Origin of the sequence: Edaphobacter aggregans DSM 19364, assembly GCF_000745965.1 — a bacterium.
In the GTDB taxonomy this organism is placed as follows: domain Bacteria; phylum Acidobacteriota; class Terriglobia; order Terriglobales; family Acidobacteriaceae; genus Edaphobacter; species Edaphobacter aggregans.
In genome coordinates this window covers 116,031-139,902 of the sequence record NZ_KN050788.1, presented here as the reverse complement: position 1 = coordinate 139,902, position 23,872 = coordinate 116,031, and the positions used below count along the sequence as shown (strand labels likewise).

18 protein-coding genes are annotated in these 23,872 nt (G+C 61.8%); 9 read left to right on the top strand and 9 right to left on the bottom strand.

The window, feature by feature from the left end; genetic code table 11:
* Window positions 1-41: 41 nt before the first annotated feature.
* The 3 genes from glpK to Q363_RS32290 are packed head-to-tail and all read left to right on the top strand — an operon-like array spanning window position 42 to window position 3,844.
* Window positions 42-1,544 (top strand): glycerol kinase GlpK, encoded by a 1,503-nt coding sequence (gene glpK, locus Q363_RS32300; protein ID WP_035358925.1) that lies wholly within the window; start codon window positions 42-44, stop codon window positions 1,542-1,544.
* The gene (locus tag Q363_RS45790; protein WP_035358923.1) at window positions 1,541-3,100 is read left to right on the top strand and encodes a glycerol-3-phosphate dehydrogenase/oxidase; all 1,560 of its coding nucleotides are present in this window, start codon (window positions 1,541-1,543) and stop codon (window positions 3,098-3,100) included. Before glpK ends, Q363_RS45790 begins: the two co-directional genes overlap by 4 nt.
* A gap of 6 nt (window positions 3,101-3,106) precedes the next feature.
* Window positions 3,107-3,844 carry an MIP/aquaporin family protein gene (locus Q363_RS32290; protein ID WP_035358921.1) on the top strand — a complete coding sequence of 246 codons (738 nt, stop codon included), beginning with the start codon at window positions 3,107-3,109 and terminating at the stop codon, window positions 3,842-3,844.
* Between the two features lie 467 nt (window positions 3,845-4,311).
* On the opposite strand, the gene Q363_RS32285 is transcribed toward Q363_RS32290, so the two are convergent.
* The 6 genes from Q363_RS32285 to Q363_RS32265 form a co-directional block, all read right to left on the bottom strand.
* Window positions 4,312-4,611, bottom strand: a complete 300-nt coding sequence (locus tag Q363_RS32285) for a MoaD/ThiS family protein (RefSeq protein WP_211256479.1) — start codon at window positions 4,609-4,611, stop codon at window positions 4,312-4,314.
* Window positions 4,608-5,723: a WD40/YVTN/BNR-like repeat-containing protein gene (locus tag Q363_RS32280; RefSeq protein WP_035358919.1), complete on the bottom strand. Its 1,116-nt coding sequence runs from the start codon at window positions 5,721-5,723 to the stop codon at window positions 4,608-4,610. Before Q363_RS32280 ends, Q363_RS32285 begins: the two co-directional genes overlap by 4 nt.
* Before the next feature lie 30 nt (window positions 5,724-5,753).
* Complete coding sequence (locus Q363_RS32275) at window positions 5,754-6,773, bottom strand: LacI family DNA-binding transcriptional regulator (RefSeq protein WP_035358917.1); 1,020 nt, start codon at window positions 6,771-6,773, stop codon at window positions 5,754-5,756.
* 63 nt (window positions 6,774-6,836) lie between these two features.
* Window positions 6,837-8,135 (bottom strand): EamA family transporter, encoded by a 1,299-nt coding sequence (locus tag Q363_RS32270; RefSeq protein WP_245632623.1) that lies wholly within the window; start codon window positions 8,133-8,135, stop codon window positions 6,837-6,839.
* A 50-nt stretch (window positions 8,136-8,185) separates the two neighbouring features.
* Window positions 8,186-8,320, bottom strand: coding sequence for a translocated intimin receptor Tir (locus tag Q363_RS41740; protein WP_157468113.1), 135 nt, complete (start codon window positions 8,318-8,320; stop codon window positions 8,186-8,188).
* A gap of 46 nt (window positions 8,321-8,366) precedes the next feature.
* Window positions 8,367-10,025 carry a mechanosensitive ion channel family protein gene (locus Q363_RS32265; RefSeq protein ID WP_245632622.1) on the bottom strand — a complete coding sequence of 553 codons (1,659 nt, stop codon included), beginning with the start codon at window positions 10,023-10,025 and terminating at the stop codon, window positions 8,367-8,369.
* A 225-nt stretch (window positions 10,026-10,250) separates the two neighbouring features.
* On the opposite strand from Q363_RS32265, the gene Q363_RS32260 reads away from it, so the two are divergent.
* The 6 genes from Q363_RS32260 to Q363_RS32235 all read left to right on the top strand — a co-directional run bounded on the left by Q363_RS32260 (window position 10,251) and on the right by Q363_RS32235 (window position 17,842).
* The gene (locus Q363_RS32260) at window positions 10,251-10,823 is read left to right on the top strand and encodes an RNA polymerase sigma factor (protein ID WP_035358913.1); all 573 of its coding nucleotides are present in this window, start codon (window positions 10,251-10,253) and stop codon (window positions 10,821-10,823) included.
* Complete coding sequence (locus tag Q363_RS32255) at window positions 10,820-11,605, top strand: anti-sigma factor (protein ID WP_035358911.1); 786 nt, start codon at window positions 10,820-10,822, stop codon at window positions 11,603-11,605. The genes Q363_RS32260 and Q363_RS32255 overlap by 4 nt, the downstream gene beginning before the upstream one ends.
* The gene (locus tag Q363_RS32250; protein ID WP_035358909.1) at window positions 11,605-12,852 is read left to right on the top strand and encodes a HEAT repeat domain-containing protein; all 1,248 of its coding nucleotides are present in this window, start codon (window positions 11,605-11,607) and stop codon (window positions 12,850-12,852) included. Before Q363_RS32255 ends, Q363_RS32250 begins: the two co-directional genes overlap by 1 nt.
* A 28-nt stretch (window positions 12,853-12,880) precedes the next feature.
* Window positions 12,881-13,930 carry a HEAT repeat domain-containing protein gene (locus Q363_RS32245; RefSeq protein WP_035358908.1) on the top strand — a complete coding sequence of 350 codons (1,050 nt, stop codon included), beginning with the start codon at window positions 12,881-12,883 and terminating at the stop codon, window positions 13,928-13,930.
* Window positions 13,931-14,065: 135 nt separating this feature from the next.
* A complete protein-coding gene (locus Q363_RS32240; RefSeq protein WP_245632621.1) occupies window positions 14,066-17,389 on the top strand; it encodes an alpha-mannosidase in 3,324 nt (1,107 codons plus the stop codon).
* A 99-nt stretch (window positions 17,390-17,488) separates the two neighbouring features.
* Window positions 17,489-17,842: a cupin domain-containing protein gene (locus tag Q363_RS32235; protein WP_035358906.1), complete on the top strand. Its 354-nt coding sequence runs from the start codon at window positions 17,489-17,491 to the stop codon at window positions 17,840-17,842.
* A 58-nt stretch (window positions 17,843-17,900) separates the two neighbouring features.
* Here the strand turns inward: Q363_RS32235 and Q363_RS32230 are convergent, their stop codons facing one another.
* The 3 genes from Q363_RS32230 to Q363_RS32220 form a co-directional block, all read right to left on the bottom strand.
* Window positions 17,901-19,349 carry an APC family permease gene (locus Q363_RS32230; protein WP_051979643.1) on the bottom strand — a complete coding sequence of 483 codons (1,449 nt, stop codon included), beginning with the start codon at window positions 19,347-19,349 and terminating at the stop codon, window positions 17,901-17,903.
* Window positions 19,339-20,829 (bottom strand): argininosuccinate lyase, encoded by a 1,491-nt coding sequence (argH, locus tag Q363_RS32225; RefSeq protein WP_035358904.1) that lies wholly within the window; start codon window positions 20,827-20,829, stop codon window positions 19,339-19,341. Before argH ends, Q363_RS32230 begins: the two co-directional genes overlap by 11 nt.
* A gap of 80 nt (window positions 20,830-20,909) precedes the next feature.
* Window positions 20,910-23,834, bottom strand: a complete 2,925-nt coding sequence (locus Q363_RS32220; RefSeq protein WP_084080991.1) for a TonB-dependent receptor — start codon at window positions 23,832-23,834, stop codon at window positions 20,910-20,912.
* Window positions 23,835-23,872 lie beyond the last annotated feature (38 nt).

Sequence of the window (23,872 nt, the reverse complement as noted above, 5' to 3'; positions counted from 1 at the left end):
TCTGTGGCGTGTTTTTGCTGCAGCGATGAGGAGGCGGCCTGGTGGCGAAGCGATTCATTCTGGCTCTGGATCAGGGGACGACGAGTTCGCGGGCGATGGTGGTGGATGAGGCGGGCTCGGTGGTGTCGATTGCGCACCGTCCGTTCAAGCAGATCTTTCCTGAGCCGGGATGGGTGGAGCACTCGCCGACGGAGATATGGTCGTCGCAGAGCGGCGTTGCGACGGAGGCGCTGGCGAAGGCCGATCTGACGGGCAGGGACCTGGTTGCGGTCGGGATTACGAATCAGCGTGAGACGACGGTGGTTTGGGACCGTGAGACGGGCGAGCCGGTGTACAACGCGATCGTGTGGCAGGACCGGCGGACGGCGGCGTTCTGCGATGCGCTGCGCGAGAGCGAGGGCGCGGCGATTCAGGCGAAGACGGGGCTGATTCCTGATGCGTACTTCTCGGGGAGTAAGGTCAACTGGATTCTGGAGAACGTTGCAGGAGCGCGTGCGCGCGCGGAGGCAGGCAAGCTGGCGTTCGGCACTGTGGATAGCTGGCTGATCTGGAAGCTGACACACGGTAAGCGGCATGTGACGGATGTTACGAACGCTTCGCGCACCATGCTGTTCAACATCCACACGATGGAGTGGGATGAGGATCTGCTGCAGCTGATGAAGGTGCCGCGGTCGATGCTTCCGGAGGTGGTGGCTTCGAGCGGTGAGTGCGGCGTGAGCGAGGGGTTGATTGCGGGAGTTCCGATTGCGGGGATCGCGGGTGATCAGCAAGCGGCGCTATTCGGGCAGATGTGTACCTCTCCGGGGATGGCGAAGTGCACGTATGGCACGGGCGCGTTCATGCTGATGAACACGGGCACCCAGCCGATGGCTTCGAAGAACCGGCTGCTGACGACGGTGGCCTGGAAGGTTGGCGGCACGGTGGAGTATGCGCTTGAGGGCTCGATGCTGATGGCGGGAGCTGTGGTGCAGTGGCTGCGCGATGAGCTGCAGTTAATTCGCAGATCGGCAGATGTGGAGAAGCTGGCGGCGACGGTGGAGAGCTCGAATGGCGTGGTGATGGTTCCGGCGTTTGCGGGGCTGGGCGCGCCGCATTGGGACCAGTATGCGCGGGGCGCACTGGTGGGGATGACACGCGGGACCTCGCGGGCGCATATTGCAAGGGCGGCGCTTGAGGGGATCGCGCTGCAGGCGACCGATGTGCTGGAGGCGATGCAGGCGGACTCGGGGCTGCCGCTGGCGCAGTTGCGTGTTGACGGCGGCGCCGCTGCGAATAATCTGCTGATGCAGATTCAGGCCGATGTGCTGGGCATCGAAGTCGTGAGGCCGAAGAACGCGGAGGCTACGGTGATGGGGGCCGCTTATCTTGCGGGGCTGGCGGTTGGGTATTGGCCGGACAAGGAGACGATTGCGCTGCAGTGGCAGGTGGATCAGGTGTTCAGGCCGGCGATGGAGAAGGCTGCTCGCGATAAGGTGCGGACGACGTGGAAGAGAGCGCTGGGGCGCGCGCGGGACTGGACGCGCGAGGAGGAGGTTGAGGGTTGAGCGAACGCGCTGGGATTCTGCGCAGGCTGGGCGAGCAGGCGGAGTGGGACGTGCTCGTGATTGGCGGAGGCGCGACCGGTTTGGGCGCGGCGGTGGAGGCTGCGTCGCGTGGCTACAGGACCGTGCTGGTGGAGCGCGCGGACTTCGCCAAGGGGACTTCGAGCCGGAGCACGAAGCTGGTGCATGGCGGCGTGCGTTATCTGGAGCAGATGAACATCACGCTGGTGCTCGATGCGCTGAAGGAGCGCGGGCACATGCTGGAGAACGCTCCGCATATCGTGCACAACCTTTCGTTTGTGGTTCCGATCTTCGACTACTTCGGGCTGCCTTACTACGGCTTCGGGTTGAAGGTGTATGAGTGGCTGTCTGGCAAGCTGTCGTTTGGCGAGTCTCGGATGCTGTCGCCGGAGAAGACGCGGGAGATGCTGCCTGGGGTTGCGGCAAGCGGGCTGCGCGGCGGCGTGCTGTATCACGACGGACAGTTCGATGATGCAAGATATGGGGTCTCGCTGCTGCGGACGTTCGAGGAGCTTGGCGGCGTTGCGATCAACTACGTCGAGGCGACGGGGCTGATCGAGCGCAGTGGGAAGCTCGTCGGAGTTCAGGTGCGCGATTTGGAGGGTGACGCCAGGTTCGAGCTGCTGGCGAAGGTGACGATCAACGCAGCGGGCGCCTTCTCGGAACAGATTCTGGTGATGGATGGCGACCGCGAGACGCTGCTGTCGGTGAGCCAGGGATCGCACTTCGTTCTGCCGCGTGATTTTCTTCCGGGCGCGAACGCGATGATGATTCCGAAGACCTCGGACGGACGTGTGCTTTTTGCGATTCCGTGGCACGGGGCGACGGTTGTGGGGACTACGGACGAGGCGGTGGAGCGCGCGTCGGCGGAGCCGCGGGCGATGGAGGTGGAGCGGCGGTTTCTGATGCAGCATATTGCGAAGTATCTCGGACGAAGACCGGAGATCGGCGAGGTTCTGAGCGTGTGGTCGGGGCTGCGGCCGCTGGTTCGCAAGGGCGGAGGCGCGACGTCGAAGCTGTCGCGGGATCATACGATTCTGGTCCGGCCGTCGGGGCTGGTGACGATTACGGGCGGCAAGTGGACGACGTACCGGCGCATGGGCGAGGACGTGATCAACCGCGCGGCCGAGATCGGCGGATTGAAGCAGGAGCCTTCGCGGACGCGGGCGCTGCGGCTGCATGGATGGACCCGCGAGGTTGCGGCGGTCGAGTCCGAGAGGGTGTATGGATCGGATCTTCCGCTGATCGAGCGGCTTTCGCAGCAGGACGCTTCGCTGAACGAGTTGTTGCATCCGCGGCTTCCGTATCGGATGCGCGAGGTGGTCTGGGCGGCTCGGCAGGAGATGGCGCGGACGGTTGAGGATGTGCTGGCGCGACGGCTGCGGGCGCTGTTTCTGGATGCTCGGGCGGCGATCGAGGCGGCGCCGAAGGTGGCGGATGTTCTGGCGCGGGAGCTTGGACGTAGCGAGGAGTGGAAGGCTCGGGATCTCGAGAACTTCTATTCCGTTGCGCGTGGTTATGTGTACGAGGGTGAGTGAGGTTGCATGGTCGATTGGTCTCCGGTGATTGGTGAGTTGGTGGGAACGTTTGTGCTGATTGTGCTGGGCAACGGTGTGGTTGCCGGCACGCTTTTGAATAAGTCGAAGGCGCAGGGGGCCGGGTGGATCTCGATTACGGCGGGCTGGGGGCTGGCGGTGTTTGCGGGCGTTGCGGTGAGCGCGGCGCTGGGCGATCCGGACGGGCATCTGAACCCGGCGGTAACGGTGGCCTCGGTGATGATGTCAGGCCATGCGGAGCGGCTGCTGACGTATCTTCCGGCGCAGGTGCTGGGGGCGTTTCTGGGCGCGGCGGCGGTTTGGATGCAGTATCGGCCGCACTGGGAGCTGACCGAGGATCGGGGGGCGAAGTTTGCTTGTTTTGCTACGGCTCCGGCGGTGTATTCGCCGGTCTGGAACCTCTTCAGCGAGGTGCTGGGGACGTTTGTGCTGGTTCTGGTGGCGACGGCGTTGTTTTCACGGCGCGTGTCGCCGGCGGGCGTGGCGTCGGGGATGGGACCGACGCTGGTGGGGGCGCTGGTTTGGGGCATCGGGCTGTCGCTGGGCGGAACGACTGGGTACGCGATCAATCCGGCGCGCGATTTGGGGCCTCGGCTGGCTCATTCGGTGCTGCCGATTGCGGGTAAGGGAGAGTCCGGGTGGGGGTATGCCTGGATTCCTATCCTCGGGCCGCTGGTGGGCGCTGTCCTGGCGGCGACGGTGATTCGGGCTTTGGGAGCGACGTAGTCCCCTCCCTAAAAAAGTGTGCAAAGTATTCAATACATGAAGGTTAGGTTGGTACCTTGATTTTGGTTGTAATGCAAGGTATTGAAAATGAATACTTTGCGTCGATGATTTGGTAAGGTATTCATTCTGTTTGGTTTTGGAAAAGAAAAGCTCCGGCCTGTGACCGGAGCTTTTCTTGTTTCTAGTTCTATTTTATCGGATGGGTGGAAATTGATCGGCAGTTTTTGCTTGGGATGTTAGTGCCTTGGTTTGTTCGGTTTGGCAGGATTTCTGGAGGTTTGGGGGCTTGACATCAGGATTTCGGGGGGAAACGCGACCTCAGCGGCTAAAGCCGTGTTCGAAACAGGACACTTACGGCACGGCTGAAGCCGTGCCCTTAAGCAAGACGATTTTTCAGCACCCTAATAAGTCAGGCTCAAAATTAGCGCACGTGGGCCCACTGCCGCACACAGCCATAGGGGAAGGGCTCACCCGCCCGCCACCGCCCCAATCACCAGCAGAGGCTCCTTGCCCTCAGCCACAACGTCCGGCAGCGGAGCGTCCACCGGCTCGTGCGAAAGGTCCTGCTCACACGCAAAAAACCGCAGGAACGCCCTCCGCTCCCGCGTCACATGGTCGCGGATCGTCCCACCCAGCATCGGGTAGTCTCGCTCGACGCCGTCCATCACCGACCGGATCGTCGCCAGACCGTCCACCTCCACGCGCACCTCGCCCTCCACCCGGGCCAGAGCGCGAAGGTGCGCCGGAAGCAGTACCCGCACCGTCACGGCAGCGTCTGCGCCTCCACCGAGAGCACCGCCGGAAGATCGTGTACGATCGCCGTCCAGCTATCGCCTCCATCGCGAGAGGCGTACACCTGGCCACCCGTCGTTCCGAAATAAACTCCGCAGTTATCGAGTTGATCGATGGACATCGCGTCGCGCAGCACGTTGACGTAGCAGTTCTCCTGCGGAAGCCCCTTCGTCAGCGGCTCCCACTCGTTGCCGCCCGACCGGCTGCGATACACCCGCAGCTTCCCCTCCGGAGGAAAGTGCTCCCCATCGCTCTTGATCGGGACCACGTAGATCGTCTCCGGCTCATGCGCGTGCACGTCGATCACGAATCCGAAGTCCGTCGGAAGGTTCCCGCTCACCTCGGTCCACAGATCGCCCGCATTGTCCGACCGCATCACGTCCCAGTGCTTCTGCATGAACAGGGTCCCGGGACGCGAGGGATGCATCGCGATGTGGTGGACGCAGTGGCCGACCTCGGCCGTCGGGTCCGGAATATGCTCCGACCGCAGGCCCTGGTTGATTGGCTTCCAGGTCGCGCCGCCGTCGTCGGTGCGGAACGCCCCCGCCGACGAGATGGCGATATACATCCGCTGCGCATCGCTCGGGTCCAGGATGATCGTGTGCAGGCACATCCCTCCCGCTCCCGGAGCCCAGTGTGGCCCCGAACCATGCTTTCTCAGCCCCGAAAGCTCCTCCCAGTTCGCGCCGGCATCGGTCGAGCGGAACAGCGCAGCGTCCTCGACGCCCGCATACACGGTCTCCGAATCGGTCAGCGAGGGCTCCAGGTGCCAGGCCCGCTTGAACTCCCACGGGTGCGGCGTCCCGTCGTACCACTGGTGCGTCCCCGGCACCCCGTCGTAAGCAAACTTGTTCCCCACTGGGTTCCACGTCGCGCCACCGTCGTCGGAGCGCTGTACGACCTGCCCGAACCAGCCGCTCGTCTGAGACGCGTAGATCCGGTTCGGCTCCACGGGAGACCCCTTCATGTGGTAGATCTCCCAGCCCGCGAAGTGGGGGCCACTGACCTCCCAGCTCTCCCGCTTGCCGTCCGAGGTTAAGAGAAACGCGCCCTTGCGCGTGCCAACCAGCAGCCTGACCTTGCTCATCGTTGGAATCCTCCAGTTGCTCCCGCGGAACTAACGTGCCTTTCTCGCACCGGTCGACGCCCGCTCAACCAGCGTAGGCGGCACCAGAATACTCCTCGGCGGTTGCTCCGGCTTGCCGGCAAGCTCGAGCGCCAGTTCGCCTGCAATCCGTCCCAGCTCCGCCGTGCCGTGATCGATCGAACTCAACGGAACGCGCAGATAATCGTTATATCGCATGTTGCCGCATCCGATGAATGCGATGTCCTCCGGGACACGCAGCCCGGCCTCAAGCGTTGCCTCGATGGCTCCGATGGCGGTCGGATCGTTGTAGCAGAACACCGCATCCGGCCGCTGATCCAGCTTCAGCAGCTTCTGCATCGCCTTGTGACCCGTCGCGACGCCGGCCTCTTCCAGGTGGTCGCACGGAACGACGTAGTTCTCCGGTGCCGGGAGCCGATGCTCCGCCAGCATGTTCTTATAGCCGCGCAGGCGGTCGTGCGCAGGACTGGTGCTCTGCCCGGCGATGTGCGCGATGCGTTTGTGTCCTCTCTCAATCAGGTGGCGCGTGGCCATCTCTCCCACCAGCACATCGTCCGAACCGACGAAGTGAGCCGCCAGGTGAGGGAAGTTGCGGTCGAACAGCAGGTATGGCGTCCGCTCATCTCCCAGCTCGTAGAAGTTGCGCAGACTCGGCTGGCACGACGCGATCAGCAGAACATCGATGCCGCGGCGCAGCAGCGTGCGGATCTCCTGCCGCTCAATCTCCGGGTCCTCCTCCGAGGAGGCCAGAATCAGCGCCCGGTTACTCGCACGAAGCACGCCGCCCAGCGACTTGGCGAACTCGGCGAAGAACGGATGCACCAGATCCGGAACAACCAGCCCGACCGTATACGTCTTGCCGCTCGCCAGCCCCCGGGCCAGCATGTTGGGCTGATAGTTCAGCTCCTTCATGCGCTTCAGAACGCGTTTGCGAGTCTCCTCGCCAATGTCGCTGTTCCCCCGCAGTACCTTCGACACGGTAACCACCGAGACCCCAAGATCGCGCGCAATGTCCTTCAGCCTGACTGCCATATAGAAAGCATCATCCTATAGCCAACGCCGGTCCGGAGGAACAATCTCCTCCGGGGAGGCGGGTTAGCAGAATCTCGTTCTACGCCATAGACTCCATCCGCCGGCAATAAGACTCAACAGCAGCACAACCGCAAGCGCGGCGACCCATCGCATATTCATCTCAAGCGGTGGCACCACAGCGTGCACGCCAAGCCAGATAAAGACCCCGGTAGCCGTCGCCACAATAGCGTAGTCCCACCAGCGGCGTTTCTCGTTGCCTCCAAACTCGTCCCCGGCCTGGGCGGCGAGCGTGCGGTTGTAGTCCAGGCGGTAGCGCTCGCACTCGCGCAGCACGGCCTCATTGTTCGAGGTGACCTCGCGCGCCGAGGCCACAGCCGTCCCAATCGCCAGGGCGCCAAGGATCATGATGATCGACCCAGCGACGACCAGCAGCCGGGGCTTCGAATCCGCACCCGCAAGTTCGCCGAAGACCAGCGCGCCCCACGCCAGCCCCCAGAGCTGATTGGTGTTCGACAGCGGAATCCCGCGGCCAATGCCGAGATATTTTGCAGCAAACTGCTGGAACAGATCGCCGATGACCCACACAAAACCGCCCAGAAAGAGCCAGAAGACCAGTCCCGGCTGGTGAATCAGCGAGAACGCCGGGGAGTTCATCCCCCCGTCGAGCACCAGTGTGAGGGCAAGCACCGTTCCCAGTTCGCCGATCGTAAACGCCGTCACGAACGACAGCGGGTTCATCCCGCTGATGTACGCCTTGCGATATGGAACATACATCGTTCCCCACATGAAGCTCGCGCCGATTGCTGCCAGGATTCCGCGCACCGCGTGCTGGCCCGCCGCCGTGTCGCCGTGGATCGTGCTGAACCCGAGCATCACCGCGGCGATGACGATCGCGACACCGCCCAGCACCACCTTGCTGATGTTCCCCGCGCTCGCTCCCTCAAGCTCCTTGAAGAGCACGCGGCCCCAGAACAGCCCGATCAGCGAGTTCGCGTTCCACAGCGGGAAGGCCACCGCAAGACCAACATCGCGGATCGCAAAGACGGTCAGCGTATTCGCCACGGCCCACAGCGCGCCGGCCAGCAGCGCCCACACGATAAGGTGCTTCTTCTCGGCAAGATCGGCACAGACATACCCCGTCCCCTTCAGCAGGGTAGGGAAGGTCCACCGCGCCGTGAATACGCCTGCGACCATGCACAGCGAGACGGCAAACGGCGATAGCCCCACATTCACCAGCTTCGTCGGAGCCTCGGCCGCCCCCAGCCATACCCCTGCCGCCAGGCCGCAGATCACTCCCAGGCCATGCAGCGACAGGCGCTGCTGCTTCCCCATCTTCGGAACCACTGCTGCCATCCGTGTCATTCCCTGATCTCGTCGATCCCTGATTTCCTGCTTCCTGATTTGTCGATCCGTTAAGCCTTGTGCAGAACGGCAAGCAGGGCGATCCCCGCCACCAGCGCCAGAAACGGCACCCAGAAGTGGCTGTCCGTCAGCACCGCACGCGTCGTGCCTCCCGTGCGCACCGATCTCTCTCTCTCGTCGTTCATGATGTCCTTGCCTGCCTGATCCGTAAGCGGTAACGCCGCGCTAACCCTATACGTCGCGTCCGGCGCTGTCAACCGGCTTCGCTTCGCTCATCTGCACCACGCCGATTGGGGCGGCGAAGCTGGTGCCTTCTGACTCCACGATACCCATCATCTTCAGAATGATCTTCTCCTGCACGCCGAGGAACATCGCCCAGTCTGCTCCCGGACGGCGGAAGTAGGCAAACACCTCGATCTGCGGACCCGAAGGCGTGAGGCCGATCAGCCGCGCACGCGCCGATTCCTTATCGATCTCCGGCTCCGACGCTAGCAACTGAACCGTCCTGTCCAGCACGGTCTTTACCGTCGTGTGCGGAGTGTCGAACCGCAGCGTGAAGACCTGGTGCACCCAGAACTGATCCCTCATGGAATAGTTTTCGAGCTTTCCCTCAGCGACCTTCGCGTTCGGAATCGAGACCAACGAGCGGTCCAGAGTGCGCAGCTGCAGCGAGCTGATGCCCACATCCTCCGCGGTCCCTTGCACGCCGTCGACCTGGCAGAAGTCGCCCACACGCACTGCTCCGCGCATCACAACCGAGAGCCCGCCGAAGAGATCCGCGAGCGTTCTCTGCGCTGCCAGCGCAAGGGCGATGCCGCCGATCCCCAGGCCCGCCAGCAGGGCCGAGACGTCTACCCCGGCGACCGAGAGCAGGCCCACCACCAGCACGATGCCGACGAGTATCTTGAACAGCCTGCCGACGAGTCCGACAAAGGTGGCACGTTCCACTTGCAGGCGCACCAGCAGTCTGTGCCGTACGAACAAGACGACGATATCTGTAAGCCGGATCAGCAGCCACCCACCGCTGATCCACGCCACCAACAGCCCCGCCATCTCCCAGAAGTGCCGTGCCAGCGCCGTAATGGCGTACCCGCCGACAGCACGGAGCAGCAGTGCAAGCATCAGGCCGAGGATGGGTCCCTTTAATGCAAGCACCATCTCTTTGACTCTTGGCGTCAGTCGTGTTCGAAAGACAACCTTCAGAAGCCACAGGATGATCCTCGTCAAAAGCGAGGCTACGACCAGCAGCGCAAGCGTAGTGAGCAGGATGAGGGTCCATCGCCACAGCGGAACCGAAAGAAAACGAACGCGCGCCATCCACTCCGGGAAGTAACTCGCGTAGTCCTTATGCTGCAAACCGGAGTAAATGCCGGGAACGCGGTTGAGCGTCTCCTGCGAGAAGAGCCAGATGGGGGGAACGCCCGGCCGCTTCACCAGATCGAGAAAAATCTCCAGGTCTCCGTTCGGCGTCTTGACCACGCCGATACGCTCTCGCGAGACCCGAACCTGGTCCTCCAAGTCTCCCTTGGGCGAGCGTGAGATGGCATCGATGTTGGTGGATAGTCTGAGGTCCAGCAGGTACTTCAGCTGGAGGGCAAGCTGCTCTGCCTGCTGCTGCGGGCGTCTGCCGTCGAGATACTCCGCCGCCTTCGCGTAGTCCTTTGCCTCCGCTGCGCGCAGAAAGCCAAGCACGCAGCCGCGCGGTGAGGTCCGCCCCAGCGGATCTTCGGGAGGGGGCGGAGGCGTGGGCGTAGGAGCAGCCGTGGCGCTCGAATCAGCGGCTGCGGGGCTGGCTGGCTGTTTCGTCTGCTTGCCCGTGGCTTTCTTGATCGCGGAGGACACACCCTGCGTCCACACCAAGCCGTGGGTGGGTATCAGCAGCAACAGCACCCATAGAAGCCGGCACCTGAGACCAGTGCCATACCGCATCGCTCTGTTTTGTGGATTCCCGTTCAGGGCCAGCCTCCAGGGAAACGATATTGGTGGGCCTTCTGGCTGCCCGGGTGACGCAAGTGTAGCTCGAAACTGCCTCTTTTCGAGCGTCAGCGTTCTCCGTCGAGCCCTGCGAAAAAAATCTTCCTAACCGCACGCCTCTTTCCTTGTCTAATGCGCTGAATGGAAGGAAACGACCACGCGATCGTCCGGGCGGTGCTTGCCGGAGACAAAGAGGCCTACGGCGCGCTCGTCGCTCGCCATAGCCAGAACGTCTTTCGTGTCGCCTTTCGCATCACCGGCGACGAGGCCGACGCCGACGAGGTCGTGCAGGAGGCATTCCTTCGCGGCTACCAGCGGCTGGAGAGCTTCGAGTCGCGCTCCGAGTTCGGAACCTGGATCTATCGCATCGCCGTTAATTGTGCCCTCAACATGATCAGCAAACGCAAAGTCGAAGCAACGTACCAGATCGGCGAAGCGACCGACCTCGCGCCGCAGCAGGTGCAGGTCGCCGACACCGCAGCCAGCCCCGAGCGCTCTCTGCTGAGCCGCGAGATCGAGGCCCTGCAGAAGACCGCGATGCGCAGCCTTACAGCAACCGAGAAGACAGCCTTCATCCTGCGCCACATGGAGGGCCGCGACACCACCGAGATCGCCGAGGCGCTCCACATCGCTCCCAACGCCGCCAAGCAGGCCGTCTTTCGCGCCGTGCAGAAGCTGCGCCGCAGCCTCGCTCCACTTCGGGTGACACCATGAAGCACTGCAACGAAGAAGACCTCATCGACTACCACTACGGCGAGTCCGGCGACGCGCAGGATATCGCCCAGCACCTGCGCGATTGCCCCGACTGTGCTCGCGCCTACTCCGCAATCATGCGCGACCTTGCCGAGATCACAGCACCGGCAACGCCTCCCCGGAATGCCGATTACAGCGAACAGGTGTGGCAGTCCATCCGCAACTCACTCCATGCCTATCAACCACCGAAGAAGCAGCGCTTCGCCTGGCTCCGGCTCCATCTGTTCGGTGGATTCGCGGCCGCGGCGGCTTGCCTCCTGATAGTCGCTGCCGCGGCCTTCTTTGCGGGACGCCAGTGGGAGCACCGCAACCCTCAGACACCGTCCGTCGCAGGCAACGCCAGCGACAGCCAGGGCCGCGAACGCGTCGTGCTCGTCGTACTCGGCGATCACCTCGACCGCTCCGAGCGCCTGCTGGTCGAACTCAAGCACGCCGAGCCCTCGACCGAGGTGCCCATGCAGGCCGAGGCGCGCGATCTACTCTCGGCAAACCGCCTCTATCGCGAGAGCGTAAAGCAGTCCGGCGATCCTGTGCTCGCGGCTGCACTCGACCACCTCGAGCGCGTGCTGATCGAAGTCGCAAACGAGCCCGCTGGTCTCTCGCAGGCTCGCCTCGACGAACTTCAAAAAGAGATGAACACCGACGGCCTTCTCTTCGAGGTCCGCGTCCTCCGCTCCCGGGTGCAGGGCGGCGTGGAACAGAAGGGGATTGTCGGAACAGCAACTAAAGGGGTATCCATCTAATGAAAGTTACATCCATTCTTCCCGCAGCACTGATTGCTTCCACTCTGTTTGCACCCGCGGCTCTCTGCCTTCAACCCATCGTCTTTGCAGGGCCGACTCATCTCGGCGAAGTGCCGGAAGAAGGGGAGCAGAACAGCTCGTACGCGGACGGTACCCGCGCCATCAACGAGGGCCGCTGGACCGACGCCGAGTCCATCTTCGGGAACATCGCTGCGCAGCATGGCGATCGCTCCGATGCTGCTCTCTATTGGAAGGCCTATGCGCAGAACAAGGAGGGACAGCCGGCACGGGCGCTCGAGACCTGTGTCGAGCTAGGCCACACCTATCGGAAGAGTCGGTACATCAGTGAGTGCGACGCGATGGGCATCGAGATTCGCGGCGCCGGCGGAAATTCCGTGCAGCCGCAGGGCGCCCCCGACGACGAACTGAAACTGCTCGCACTGAATGCCTTGATGCATACGGATGAGGGACGCGCGATGCCGGCCATCCAGCAGATCCTCAACGGCAACGGATCCGAGAAACTGAAGGAGCGTGCGCTGTTTGTGCTGGCGAACAGCAACACTGCCGAGGCGCAGAACGCGATTGGCCAGATTGCGCGCGGTCAATCCAATCCGCAGTTGCAGATCAAGGCGATTCGCATGTATGCGGCTATCAAGGGCAAGAAGTCTGTCGATATGCTCGCCGATGTCTACCAGCACTCCAACGATGAAGGCGTGAAGCGCGCGATCCTGCAGTCGTACCTCGTAACAGGATCGCCGGACAAGCTTGTCGACGCCGCACGCAACGAGCAGAATCCCGTCCTGGTGAAATCAGCCGTGCAGTCGCTGGGAGCCATGGGTGCAACCTCGGAACTGGCCACGCTATATCGCGATGCGAAGAGCGAAGAGACGAAGTCAGCGATCATCGGGGCTCTTGTCGCCGCCGGGTCGAAGGGCAGTGAAATGCTTGGCAACATTGCCAAGACGGAACAGAATCCAGTGTTGCGCAGCAAGGCGATTCGCAACCTGGGAGTGACGGGCGGTGCTGCCGCAGCGCCCACGCTGGTGGCCACTTATCAGAGCAGCTCTGACGCCGCGTCAAAGAAGGCCGCTCTCGATGGTCTCTTTATCTCGGGGGATGCACACGACCTGATAGCGCTGGCACGCGCTGAGAAGGACCCTGTGCTGAAGCAGATGATCGTCTCGAAGCTCAGCGTCATGCGCAACAAGGAAGCCACCGACTACATGATGGAGATCCTTAACAAGTAACAGCGTCTTCACCAAAGGAGAACGTCCCGTGAACAAGCATCTTCTCGTTGCTCTAGCCCTTAGTGCGTCTGCGATCGCGTACTCCGCGCAGCAGCCGCGAGTCTCCGAAACGCAGTTCAGCACTGAGCCCGCAGGCGCAGGACTGTCCGCGACGGTGACGCGATTTCAGCACTCCACCGAACAGCTATGGATTGGATATGAGGTTCCATCTCTTCCGCGACACCATTCGTCTTCGTGTTCTGATTCAAACGGATCGTCTGACGATGGATGCTGCGGTGAATATCGACTCGAGGATTCCGAGCACGGCGTAAACACCTCCAGCCAGAGCACCGAGCCCGGAAAGATGTACGTGCTGCTTCGTCTCGATCACAGCGCGGTCATCAGGGTCCGAGCTGTGAACGCCGGCTGTCGTCTCAACGCGGGAGGCGTGCCCTTCACCTGGCTCACCGGAGTTCAGCCCGAAGACAGCGTCCACTACCTTGCGCAGCTCGCCACGCAGGGAACCGAAAAGCAACCGGCGGACAGCGCTCTTGCCGCGCTGGCCATGCACGCCTCACCTGCAGCTACGTCAGAGCTCGCATCCATCGCCTCTTCGTCAAACTCGCCGAAACTGCGCGAGAAGGCCGCCTTCTGGCTCGGAGCCGAGCGTGGCCACGATGGTTTCCTCGCACTACAAAAGCTCATCAAGAGCGAACAAGACCCCAAGCTCCGCGAGAAGCTCGCCTTCGACCTCTCGATCAACAAGGACCCCGCTGCGACCGATGAACTCATCGCGCTCGCAAAGTCCGACACGAATGTCGGCGTTCGCAGCCAGGCGATCTTCTGGCTCGCGCAAAAGGCCGGCAAGAAGGCATCCGCGGCTATCACCAACGCCATCGAGAACGACCCCGATCAGCAGGTGAAGAAGAAAGCCGTCTTCGCGCTTAGCCAGCTGCCGAAGGAGGAAGGCGTACCACAGTTGATCCACGTCGCCGAGACCAACCAGAACCCCGCCGTCCGCAAGGACGCCTTCTTCTGGCTCGCCCAGTCCGGCGATCCCCGCGCCCTCGCCTTTCTCGAGTCGGTCCTCAAGCGCTGAGCTCGTCCGCCTCAAGACACACAACCCTCGCCCTCCGACAAGGAGGGCGATTCTGCGTTAGACTCCCTGTGTTCAGCTTTAGCGCTAAACCTCGTCCAGAATCGACGCCGCACAGACCATAAGGAGCCGCCCCCGTTGATCGTCTCTCTTCGCCCCTCAGCACTGCGCACCACAGCAAGAATCCTCTTCGCTCTTCTCTTTACCGCAATCCCTGCTACTCATCTCACCGCGCAACGAGGAGCCAGAACGATCGCCGAGATCGTCAAGCCGCTCCCGCCGGAATCGCAGAAGACCATCGAGCGCCTCGGCAACTTCAGCGAGCTTCCAGCCACCGACTGGCGCTATCATCCCGGCGACCTTGCCCACGGCGAAGATCCCGCGCTCAACGACTCCTCCTGGGAGACCGTCCAGCCGCGCAGCAAGGCCCCCAACGACGCCGTCTGGTATCGCCGTCTCATTGAAATCCCCAAGACACTCAACGGCTATGACCTCACCGGCGCGCGCATCTGGTTTCAGTTCCGCGCCGGAGCCAACGGGCCTGTCCCAGAGATCATCTACTTCAACGGCCGCCGCGTGGCGCTCGGCGATGACCTTGAGCCGATCATTCTCTTCGACCAGGCCAAACCCGGCGACAAGATCCTCGTCGCGGTCAAGCTTCTGCACACCGTCGACGTGAAGAACTTCAACGGCGTCTCCACCCGCATCGAGTTCGCCGCGAACCGGCCCAACCCCTCCGACCTGCGGCTTGAGTTCATCTCGAGCGCCGCGCTCCTCCCATCGCTCTCAAAAAATCCTGAAAAAGACATGGCGACACTGAATGAGTCGATCGCAACAGTCGATCTTGCCGCGCTCGACAGCGCCAATCAGTCGAAGTTCGATGCCTCGCTTACCGCTGCTTGTCAGAGGCTTGAGACGCTTCGCCCCACGCTGCAGCAGGCAACAATTTACCTCACCGGCAACTCGCACATTGACGCCGCCTGGCTCTGGCCGGTCTCTGAGACAGTCGATGTCGTCAAGCGCACCTTCTCCACTGCGCTGCAGTTGATGAACGAGTACCCCAACTACACTTACACGCAGTCCGCCGCCGCCTACAACGAGTGGATCGCCACGAAGTATCCCGCCATCAACGATGAGATTAAGAAGCGCATCAAGGAAGGCCGCTGGGAGATCGTAGGCGGCATGTGGGTCGAACCTGACCTCAACATGCCCGACGGCGAATCGCAGGTCCGCTCGCTGCTCATCGGCAAGCGCTGGTTCCAGAAGGAGTACGGCGTCGACGTCCGCATCGGCTGGAACCCCGACTCTTTCGGTTACAACTGGCAGCTTCCCCAGATCTACAAGCGCTCCGGTATGGACTACTTCGTCACGCAGAAGATGCAGTGGAACGACACCAACCAGCTTCCGTTCAAACTCTTCTGGTGGAAGTCGCCTGACGGCAGCAAGGTCCTCACGTACTTCCCGCACGACTACGCCAACACGAACCTCAACCCCGTGCGTCTCTCTGGCGACCTAGCCATGGCGCGTGAGCACGTGCCCGGGATGGACGAGATGATGGACCTCTACGGCGTCGGCGATCACGGCGGCGGTCCCACGCGCGCCATCCTCGACGAGGGCAACCACTGGGCGCAGCCCGGCATGGTCATGCCGAAGCTCGAGTTCGGAACCGCACAGAGCTACTTCACGGATGTCGAGAAGAAGATCGCTCCCGACTCGCCCGAGTGGAACTACGTCTCCATCGCAAAGGGCTACAAAGTCTCCACACCCGAAGCCGGCAAGATCGACATCCCCACATGGGATAGCGAGCTCTACTTCGAGTATCACCGCGGCGTCATGACCTCGCAGGCACAGCACAAGCGCAACATGCGCGAGAGCGAGGAACAGACCCTCAACGCCGAGAAGTACGCCTCGCTCGCCTGGCTCAACGGCGACCGCTATCCCAACGACCAATTCACCGATGCGTGGAAGAAGGTCACCTTCAACGGCTTCCACGACCTTGCTGCAGGCTCCGGCATCGGCATCATCTACAAGGAAGCCCAGGAAGAGTTCGACCACGTCCGCTACGAGACCAACGAGATCACCTCGCACTCGCTCCACACGCTCGCAGCGAACATCAACACCAAAGCGGCTGGCGACGTTCCCGTGCTCATCTTCAATCCACTGGCATGGGCGCACACCGGCGTCACCACTGTGACCGTGCAGATGCCGTCGCCGACAACCAACAGCGTCTCCCTCCTCGACGAGCACAATAACGTGCTTCCCACCAAGGTCCTCTCCAGTGATCCAAAGACCAGCACCTACAAGCTGCTCGTGCAGGCGCACGATGTCCCCTCGCTCGGCTACCAGGTGCTTCACGCCGTCGCCGGAGAAAAGCCCTTCAAAACCGACCTGAAGGCCAGCGGCACTACGATGGAGAACGGCTTCCTCCGCGTCGAGGTCGACCCGAAGACCGGCTGCATCACCAGCCTCTACGACAAGAAGTCGAACTTCGAGTCGCTCGCAAAAGGCGCCTGCGGCAACCAGCTCCAGACCTTCCATGATCTTCCGAAGCAGTACGACGCCTGGAACATCGATCCCGGCACACTCGATCACATGACCCCTATCGACAAGGTCGACTCCGTCGAACTCGTCGAGAAGGGCCCCCTGCGCGCCGTCATCCGAGTCTCGCGCACCTGGCAGTCCTCGAAGTTCGTTCAGGACATCCAGCTCTACGCCAACACCGACACCGTCGACGTCATCAACGACATCGACTGGCAGGAAACTCACGTCCTCCTCAAGGCAGCCTTCCCGCTCGCGGCCTCCGGCCCCATGGCCACCTACGAGATTCCCTACGGAACCATCGAGCGGCCCACCACACGCAACAACTCATGGGAGAAGGCGCAGTTTGAAGTGCCCGCGATGCGCTGGGCCGACCTCGGTGACGAGCACCACGGCTTCTCGCTCCTCAACGAAGCCAAGTATGGCTACGACGCCGAGGGCAACACGCTCCGCCTCACGCTGCTGCGCTCGCCCACCTGGCCCGATCCAGTCGCCGACAAGGGCCACCAGCGCTTCAGCTACGCTCTCTACCCACACGCCGGAACCTGGAAGCAGGCCATGACCGAGCGCCGCGGCTACCAGTACAACTACGAGCTTCGCGCCCAGCAGGTCGCCGCGCACACTGGCTCACTGCCGCTTGAGCACTCCTACGCCTCGGTCGCGCAGGACAACGTCGTCCTCACAGCGATGAAGAAGGCCGAGGATGACAACGGCATCATCTTCCGCGTCTTCGAATGGGCCGGCAAGCAGGGCGACGCCACCTTCACCGTACCGCCAGGCGCAACCGCAGCCACCGAAACCAACCTGATGGAGAAGCCCGTCGGCTCGCCGCTCGCTCTCTCTGGCGACAAAATAACAGCACACATCACACCGTACGAGATTCTCTCCATTCGCGTCGACTATCCACAGCCTGCGAAACAATAGTGCTACTCCAACCACTGGAGGCGAGCCCGCGCGGCTCGCCTCTTCTGTTTCATCACACCGCTCCATCCATTACTCTGGAGAAAAGGAACAGAAACCACCATGAGCTTCGTTCGGAACAACGACCCCGAGACCTTTACCCCTGAGCCCGGCATGCGCCGCCAGGTGCTCGCAAACACCGATCAACTCATGCTGATCCGCCACTACTTCGATGCCGACTGGGTCGGCGCCCGCCACAGCCATCCGCATTACCAACTCGTCTACGTCATCAGCGGAGCCATCCGCGTAGACGTCGGCGGCAAAGTCTTCGATGCTCGCGCCGGCGACAGCTTCATCGTCGACGGAGGCGTCGAGCACCAGGCCTCTGCGCTGGAGACCTCAGAGGTCCTCGACGTCTTCACCCCCACCCGCGAAGACTATCGTGCACTTATCCAGCCGCTCACGGATAAATCGTAAACGGCGGAACCACGCGGCTGATCACTCCGCTCGGGCTCGGCGAGTACGTCTTCTTCAATCAGATTGACCCGTTCACCGAACGATTCCTGCCCGCGAAGAAGCGCACCCCAAAAACAATCAGCCCGGCAAGCAGAATGATGCCGGCAGTCCGAATCTCACGGTGAAAGTTCGGCCGCGAAAAGAGGATGAAGAGGAATCCGCTCAGCGCAAGAAGCGCTGGAATCGGATAGAACGGCATCCTGTAGCCGCGAACCCTGCGTTCGCGGCGGTGCTTCGGAAGCAGCACCGCGACGCCCTGCAGCAGAAACTGGAAGAGGATGCGAATCACCACCAGCGCCGTGATCACCTCCTGCAGCCGGAAGATGCAGCAGATCATGGTGATCGTTCCCAGCCACAGCAGCGAATGGTACGGCATGCGAAGCTTCGGATGGACCGCACCAAACCAGCCCGGAAAATTTCCGTCTCGCGCAGCGGCAAAGGGAATCCGCGACTGCCCAAGCAGCAGCGCAAAGACCGAGCACAGCGCCGCCACTGCGATCAGCACCACGATGACCGCAGCCGCGCCATGGCCGTAGATCCTCTCCATGAATACGGCGATCGTAAACATTCGCGCGTGACTTTCATTCTCCTGCGCCAGCTCCTGCCACGGCAGCACGCCCAGCACACTCACATTCATCAGCAGGTACAGCGCGCCCACAATCACCACCGAGCCCAGCACCGCCCGCGGAATTGTGCGCTGCGGATCGCGCACCTCCGCCCCAAGAAAGCAGACGCTGTAGTAGCCGCCGTAGTCATACGCCGCTACCAGCAGTCCCGCTCCCAGGCCCATGAAGAAGCTGCTGTTCAGCGTCCAAGCGCCCGCCGGGAACCCGAAGGCCATCTTCGGATCGAAGTGCGTAAAGCCGGCGAAGATGACGAAAACCAGTGTGAACACCACCGCAACACCCAGCCAGCGTACGATCTTGTCGATCGCCACGATGCTCCGGTAGAGAACCGCCAACGCCAGTGCACAAGCCCCCATCGCAATCAGCGTCTGGCCGCTCAGCACAAACGGAACTCCCAGCAGCCTCACGGAAAAGATTGGCTGAGCCGAGTTCGGAGCGAAGAACGACACATACTGCGCAAACCCGATACACCCCGAAGCGATCGAAAGAGGCGAGCTGAACAGAATCTGCCACGCGTAGAGAAACGAGAAGACTCGCCCCAGCTTGCGCTCGCCATAGAGATGCTTCAGGTAGGCGTAGGATCCACCCGCCTCCGGATACGTCGTTCCCAACTCGCTCCACACCATCCCGTCGCACAGCGAAAGCGCCGCACCCAGCACCCATCCCAGCATCGCCTGCGGCCCGCCCATCGCTGCGACGATCAGCGGCAGCGTGACGAACGGCCCAATCCCCACCATACCGATCACGTTCAGCCCCAGCGCCGACAGGGTCGAAAGCCCGCGCTCAAGCTCCGGCTGCTTTGGCGTCGCCGGCTCAGTCAGCGGCAATCGACTAACGTCCATCCATCCCTCGTATCAGCGAATCGCACTCGCGCCTCATCGCCTGCCGTGCATCGTCCAGTCTCTGCTCCGACTCCTTCAGCCAGCGCTCGTCTTCCGCAATCCTCTCACGCGCACGTTCGATCTCCGGCTCCAGAGCCTCCGCCGCCGGGCCGCCCGGAACCCTCCGCACCGCCACAAAGTTCTCCGCACTCAGTGCGCCGCGAATCGTCTCCCTCGCAATCCTGTACCCACCGCCAAGCTCACGCTGCACAATCGCGGTCATCGCATCGGCGTCGTACTTGCCATTCAACTCGCGCACCGCCCTGCTCACGACCGCGTGTGCCGCGTGAAAGCTCATGCCTGTCGCACGAACCAGCGTGTCGGCCAGCTCCGTCACGGGGAGAAAGTTCCCATCGGCGGCTTCCGCCATTCTCGTCGTGTCGAACTCCGCCTCGCCCAGCGCTCCCGTCAGCAACCGAACCGCCCGCTCCGCATCATCAAACGCCGTGTAGACCAGCGGCTGCAAATCGTCCTCCGCATCGTTCATATCGGCGAACGGCGTATTGTGCAGAGTTCCCAACACGCCCTGCGCCTCCACCAGGGCCCGGCTCGCCAGCACGCGCACATGCTCGAACGGAACCGGGTTTCGCTTCTGCGGCATGATGCTCGAGATCTGCACATACCCATCGCTCAGCCGCACATAGCCAAACTCCACCGTGCTCCACAGCAACAGGTCCTGCGTAAAGCGCCCCATGCTCAGCATTGCCGTCGCCAGAACGGAGCAGCTCTCCGCAACATAGTCCACCGCCGCAATCGCGCCGTACGAGTTCACCTGCAAGCCCTCGAACCCCAGCAGCCGCTCCGTGAAATTCCGGTCGATCGGAAATCCCGTCGTCGTGATCGCGCACGCTCCCAGAGGATTCCGATTCACCCGTGCATACGCCTCGCGTAATCTCTCCGTGTCGCGCTCCACCACCTCGACGTACGCCATCAGATAGTGGCCCAGCGTCGTCGGCTGCGCCGGCTGGTTGTGCGTATAGGCCGGCATCAGCGCCGCGCGATGCTCCCAGGCCAGTGCCACCAGCAGCCGCCGAAGCTCCAGCAAACCATCAAGCATCCGCAACAGCCGGCCGCGTAGCACCATGCGATACATCGTCAGGTCGATGTCGTTGCGGCTGCGCGCCGTATGCATCTTGCCCGCGATCTCTTCCCCACACACCGCTGCCAGCTTCTTCTCGATGTAGAAGAACAGGTCTTCAAACGTCCCGTCATACTTCGTCGCCCGTATCTCGGCGACATCCAGCCCATTGAGCCCGCGAAGACACAACGCCGCCTCTTCCCTGGGCATGATTCCTTGCCGCGCCAGCATCAGCGTGTGCGCATACTCAATCTTCAGCAGCGGCTCAAGAAAATAACGCTTCGCATCCGCAAACACCGGAGCAAGCACCGTATCGCGATAAACCGGAGCCGGAAATTCTGACGCCTGCACAGGGGTCTTCATCCATCGTCCTCATCTGCCGCTTCTTCAAGACAAAAAAATAGGTGGCACAAACCATTATCGGTTCGCGCCACCACGGTTGACTACCAGCGCGCCGCAACACCGATCTGCACAATGCGCGCCTCCAGCACCGACCCGCGAGTGATCGTCGGACTGCCGATAGCAGTTCCAATCGGGCCCCGCGAGTCGTTAGGCGTCTGCACCACGGTTTGCGGCACCGAGTTGTTTGTTCCTCCCAAGTACGTCACGTTTGTGTGGTTGAAGATGTTGTTCGCCTCCAGTAGGAACGACGGCGCGATGCGCTCAAACAGCTTCGGGAAGGTCCGCGTGTAGCGTCCATCGATCTGGTACACACTCGGCGAACGCAACGAGTTCCTTCCTGCATACAGCGGGCGAGTCACCGAGGCCACCGACGAATCTCCGTTGAGCGACACGTTGGTGATGATGTTCTGCTGATCGCCCGAGCTGACGTTCGCCAGCAGGGCCACCATGTTGTGATTGGCCAGTGTGTTCAGGAAGCCGTGGCTCAGACTGAACGTCGGCTCCATCACCGCCGTCAGGTTGAACGCGTTGGGATGATTGACAAGGCTTGGCCCCCGATCACGCTTCAGATAGGTCGTATCCTCAATCCCCACACTCTGCTCGAAAGTGTTGACCTCAGGACCATCCGAGATCGTGTGCGACCAGGTGTAGTTCGCGTTGATCTGAATACCCCGCGACAGCGAACGAGTGTAGTTCACAATCAACGCATTGAAGCTTGTATTCGCGCCCGACTCCACCTGGTTGATCTGATTGAACCGCGTATCAAGCCGCGTCGAAGCGTTCGAGGCTGAACTGAACACTGGCCGGCCATCCGCAAGCCGGCCAATAGGATTGATCGGATTGATGTTGTGCAGGTACTGGAGGTTGCGGCCGTTCGTCATGATGTAACCGATCATGAATGTGTCGTTGCGGCTGAACTCATGCGAGATCTGCATCGTGGCATTCCACGTGTACTCGTTCTTGAACTTGGGCGATACCGTCGTCACATTCTGCGCCGCCGTCGTGCCGCTTGCCGGAATATTCGGAAACGCCAGGACGCCGGTGGTAGCGTTTGCAGGCTGCGTGATTGTAAAGCTGTTCGTACGGTTGGAACCATCGAGGTTCAGTGCGTTGAACCAGAGGTTCGTCGGAGTCGCCTGATAGAAGATACCGCCCGAGGCCTTCAGTACCGTGTGATCGTCCAGCCGGTAGGTAAAGCCAACGCGCGGAGCGAAGTTCGTGTTCGGCGTATTGAAGCTGCGCGAGTTCACAAAGGGAGCGTTCGGGTTCGCCTCCGGTCCCGTGAACCGGTCATAGCGGCCGCCATAGACCACCAGGAACCGTGGCGTCACCTGCCAGGTGTCCTGCAGGTACGCACCAAAGTACATGGACGCATAACCGATACCGTTCACGTCCTGCTGGGTTCTGAACTGGCTGTAGCCATAGCGATTGACGCCATTCTTCGCGTCCAGATACTTCTGCAGAGAACTAAACGTGTACTCGTTGAAGCTGACCAGGCGCTGACGATTGATCAGCTGCGCCAGGTTGAAGCCGCCCTTGATCGTATGCTTCCCGCGCAGGTAGCTGACATTGTCGCTTCCGCTGGGAACCTTGTCCGTGTACTGGTCGCCCGCATTGCTACCTGCGCCGATGTTCGCGACTTGCGAGATGATGATCGCTGGATCAGCTCCCGCGTTCGGCCCACGGAAGTGCGAGTTGTTGCGGAACGGCCAGGAGAAGCGAAGCTCGTTCAGCAGATGATCATTGATCGTCGAGGTCAGCTGGCCGCCGATCACGTGCGCACGGTCCAGGAAGTCCGATGCCGTGCTGCGCGCATTCAATCCGCCAACCTGCGTGTTGTAGGGAAAGTTGTTCTTGAAGTAGTTGTAGCGAATGAACAGCGAGTTCTTGCTGTTGATGTTCCAATCTCCGCGGCCCAGTACGAAGGTGCCATGCAGCAGGCCGGGCGCAGGAGCAACCTGGTCCGGCGGCAGCCCCAGTGCCGCGATATTTGCAGGAGTAATCGTGACCGGCGCAGGCTGTCCGCGCACCACATGCTCATACGATCCGAAGAAGAACAGCTTGTCCTTGATGATCCTTCCACCAGCATTGGCAGAGTAATCCTCAAGTTCAAGATTCGGCTTCGGCTGGCTCTTGTTCGAGAAAAATGGATACGCTGTCGCATCCTGCCACCGGCGAATCCACTGGAACAGGCCGTGGAAGCTGTTTGTTCCGTTGTTCGAGATCACGTTATACACATCGCCCGACGTCCACCCAAACTCCGGGCTGAAGCTGTTTGAGACTGTTTGAACCTCTTTCACGAAGATGTCGCCGATCGGGAACAGGCGAAGTCCAATACGATCGCTTTGCGTGTTCACCATGCCGTCCATCTGGTAGTTAATGCGGTCCAGGAGGCCGTTCGTGTTGATCGTCCGCGGAATGCCCAGTTCCGGATTGGGATGGCCGCTCACGCCCGGCTGAAACAGGATGAAGTTATACGGATTCCTCGACGTCAGCGGCAGGTTCTCCACCTCGCGCGAATCCAGCGTACGCTGAACGTTCAGAGAGGTGGGATCGATGTTCGTGACCGTGGAACTCACGTCGATCTGTTCGGTCGCGCTGCCCACCTTCAGCGAAGGATCGAGGACAGCTTCCTTGCCGGCGGTCAAAACAATCTGGTCATAGGTCGCGGTCGAGAAGCCTTCTTTCGACACCAGGACCTTGTACGTTCCCAGCGGAAGATTCACCAGCACGTAGTAGCCGTCCGCTTCGGTCGCAAGTGTCCTGCTGTAGCCCATCTCAGCATTGGTCACCGTCACCGTTGCACCGGCCACCGAGGCTCCGGTCGCGTCCGTCACGTGCCCGCGAATCGTGCCGTTGATCGACTGCGACTGGCCCCACGCCGGTGCGGTCGAGACGAGGGCAGGGAGGCCCGCAAACAGCGCGGCTCCAAGAAGAGGGATTCGAACACTGCGAAGGGTCAACACGGTGTGCCTCCTGGAAAACGTCGAAACAGATCGATCGA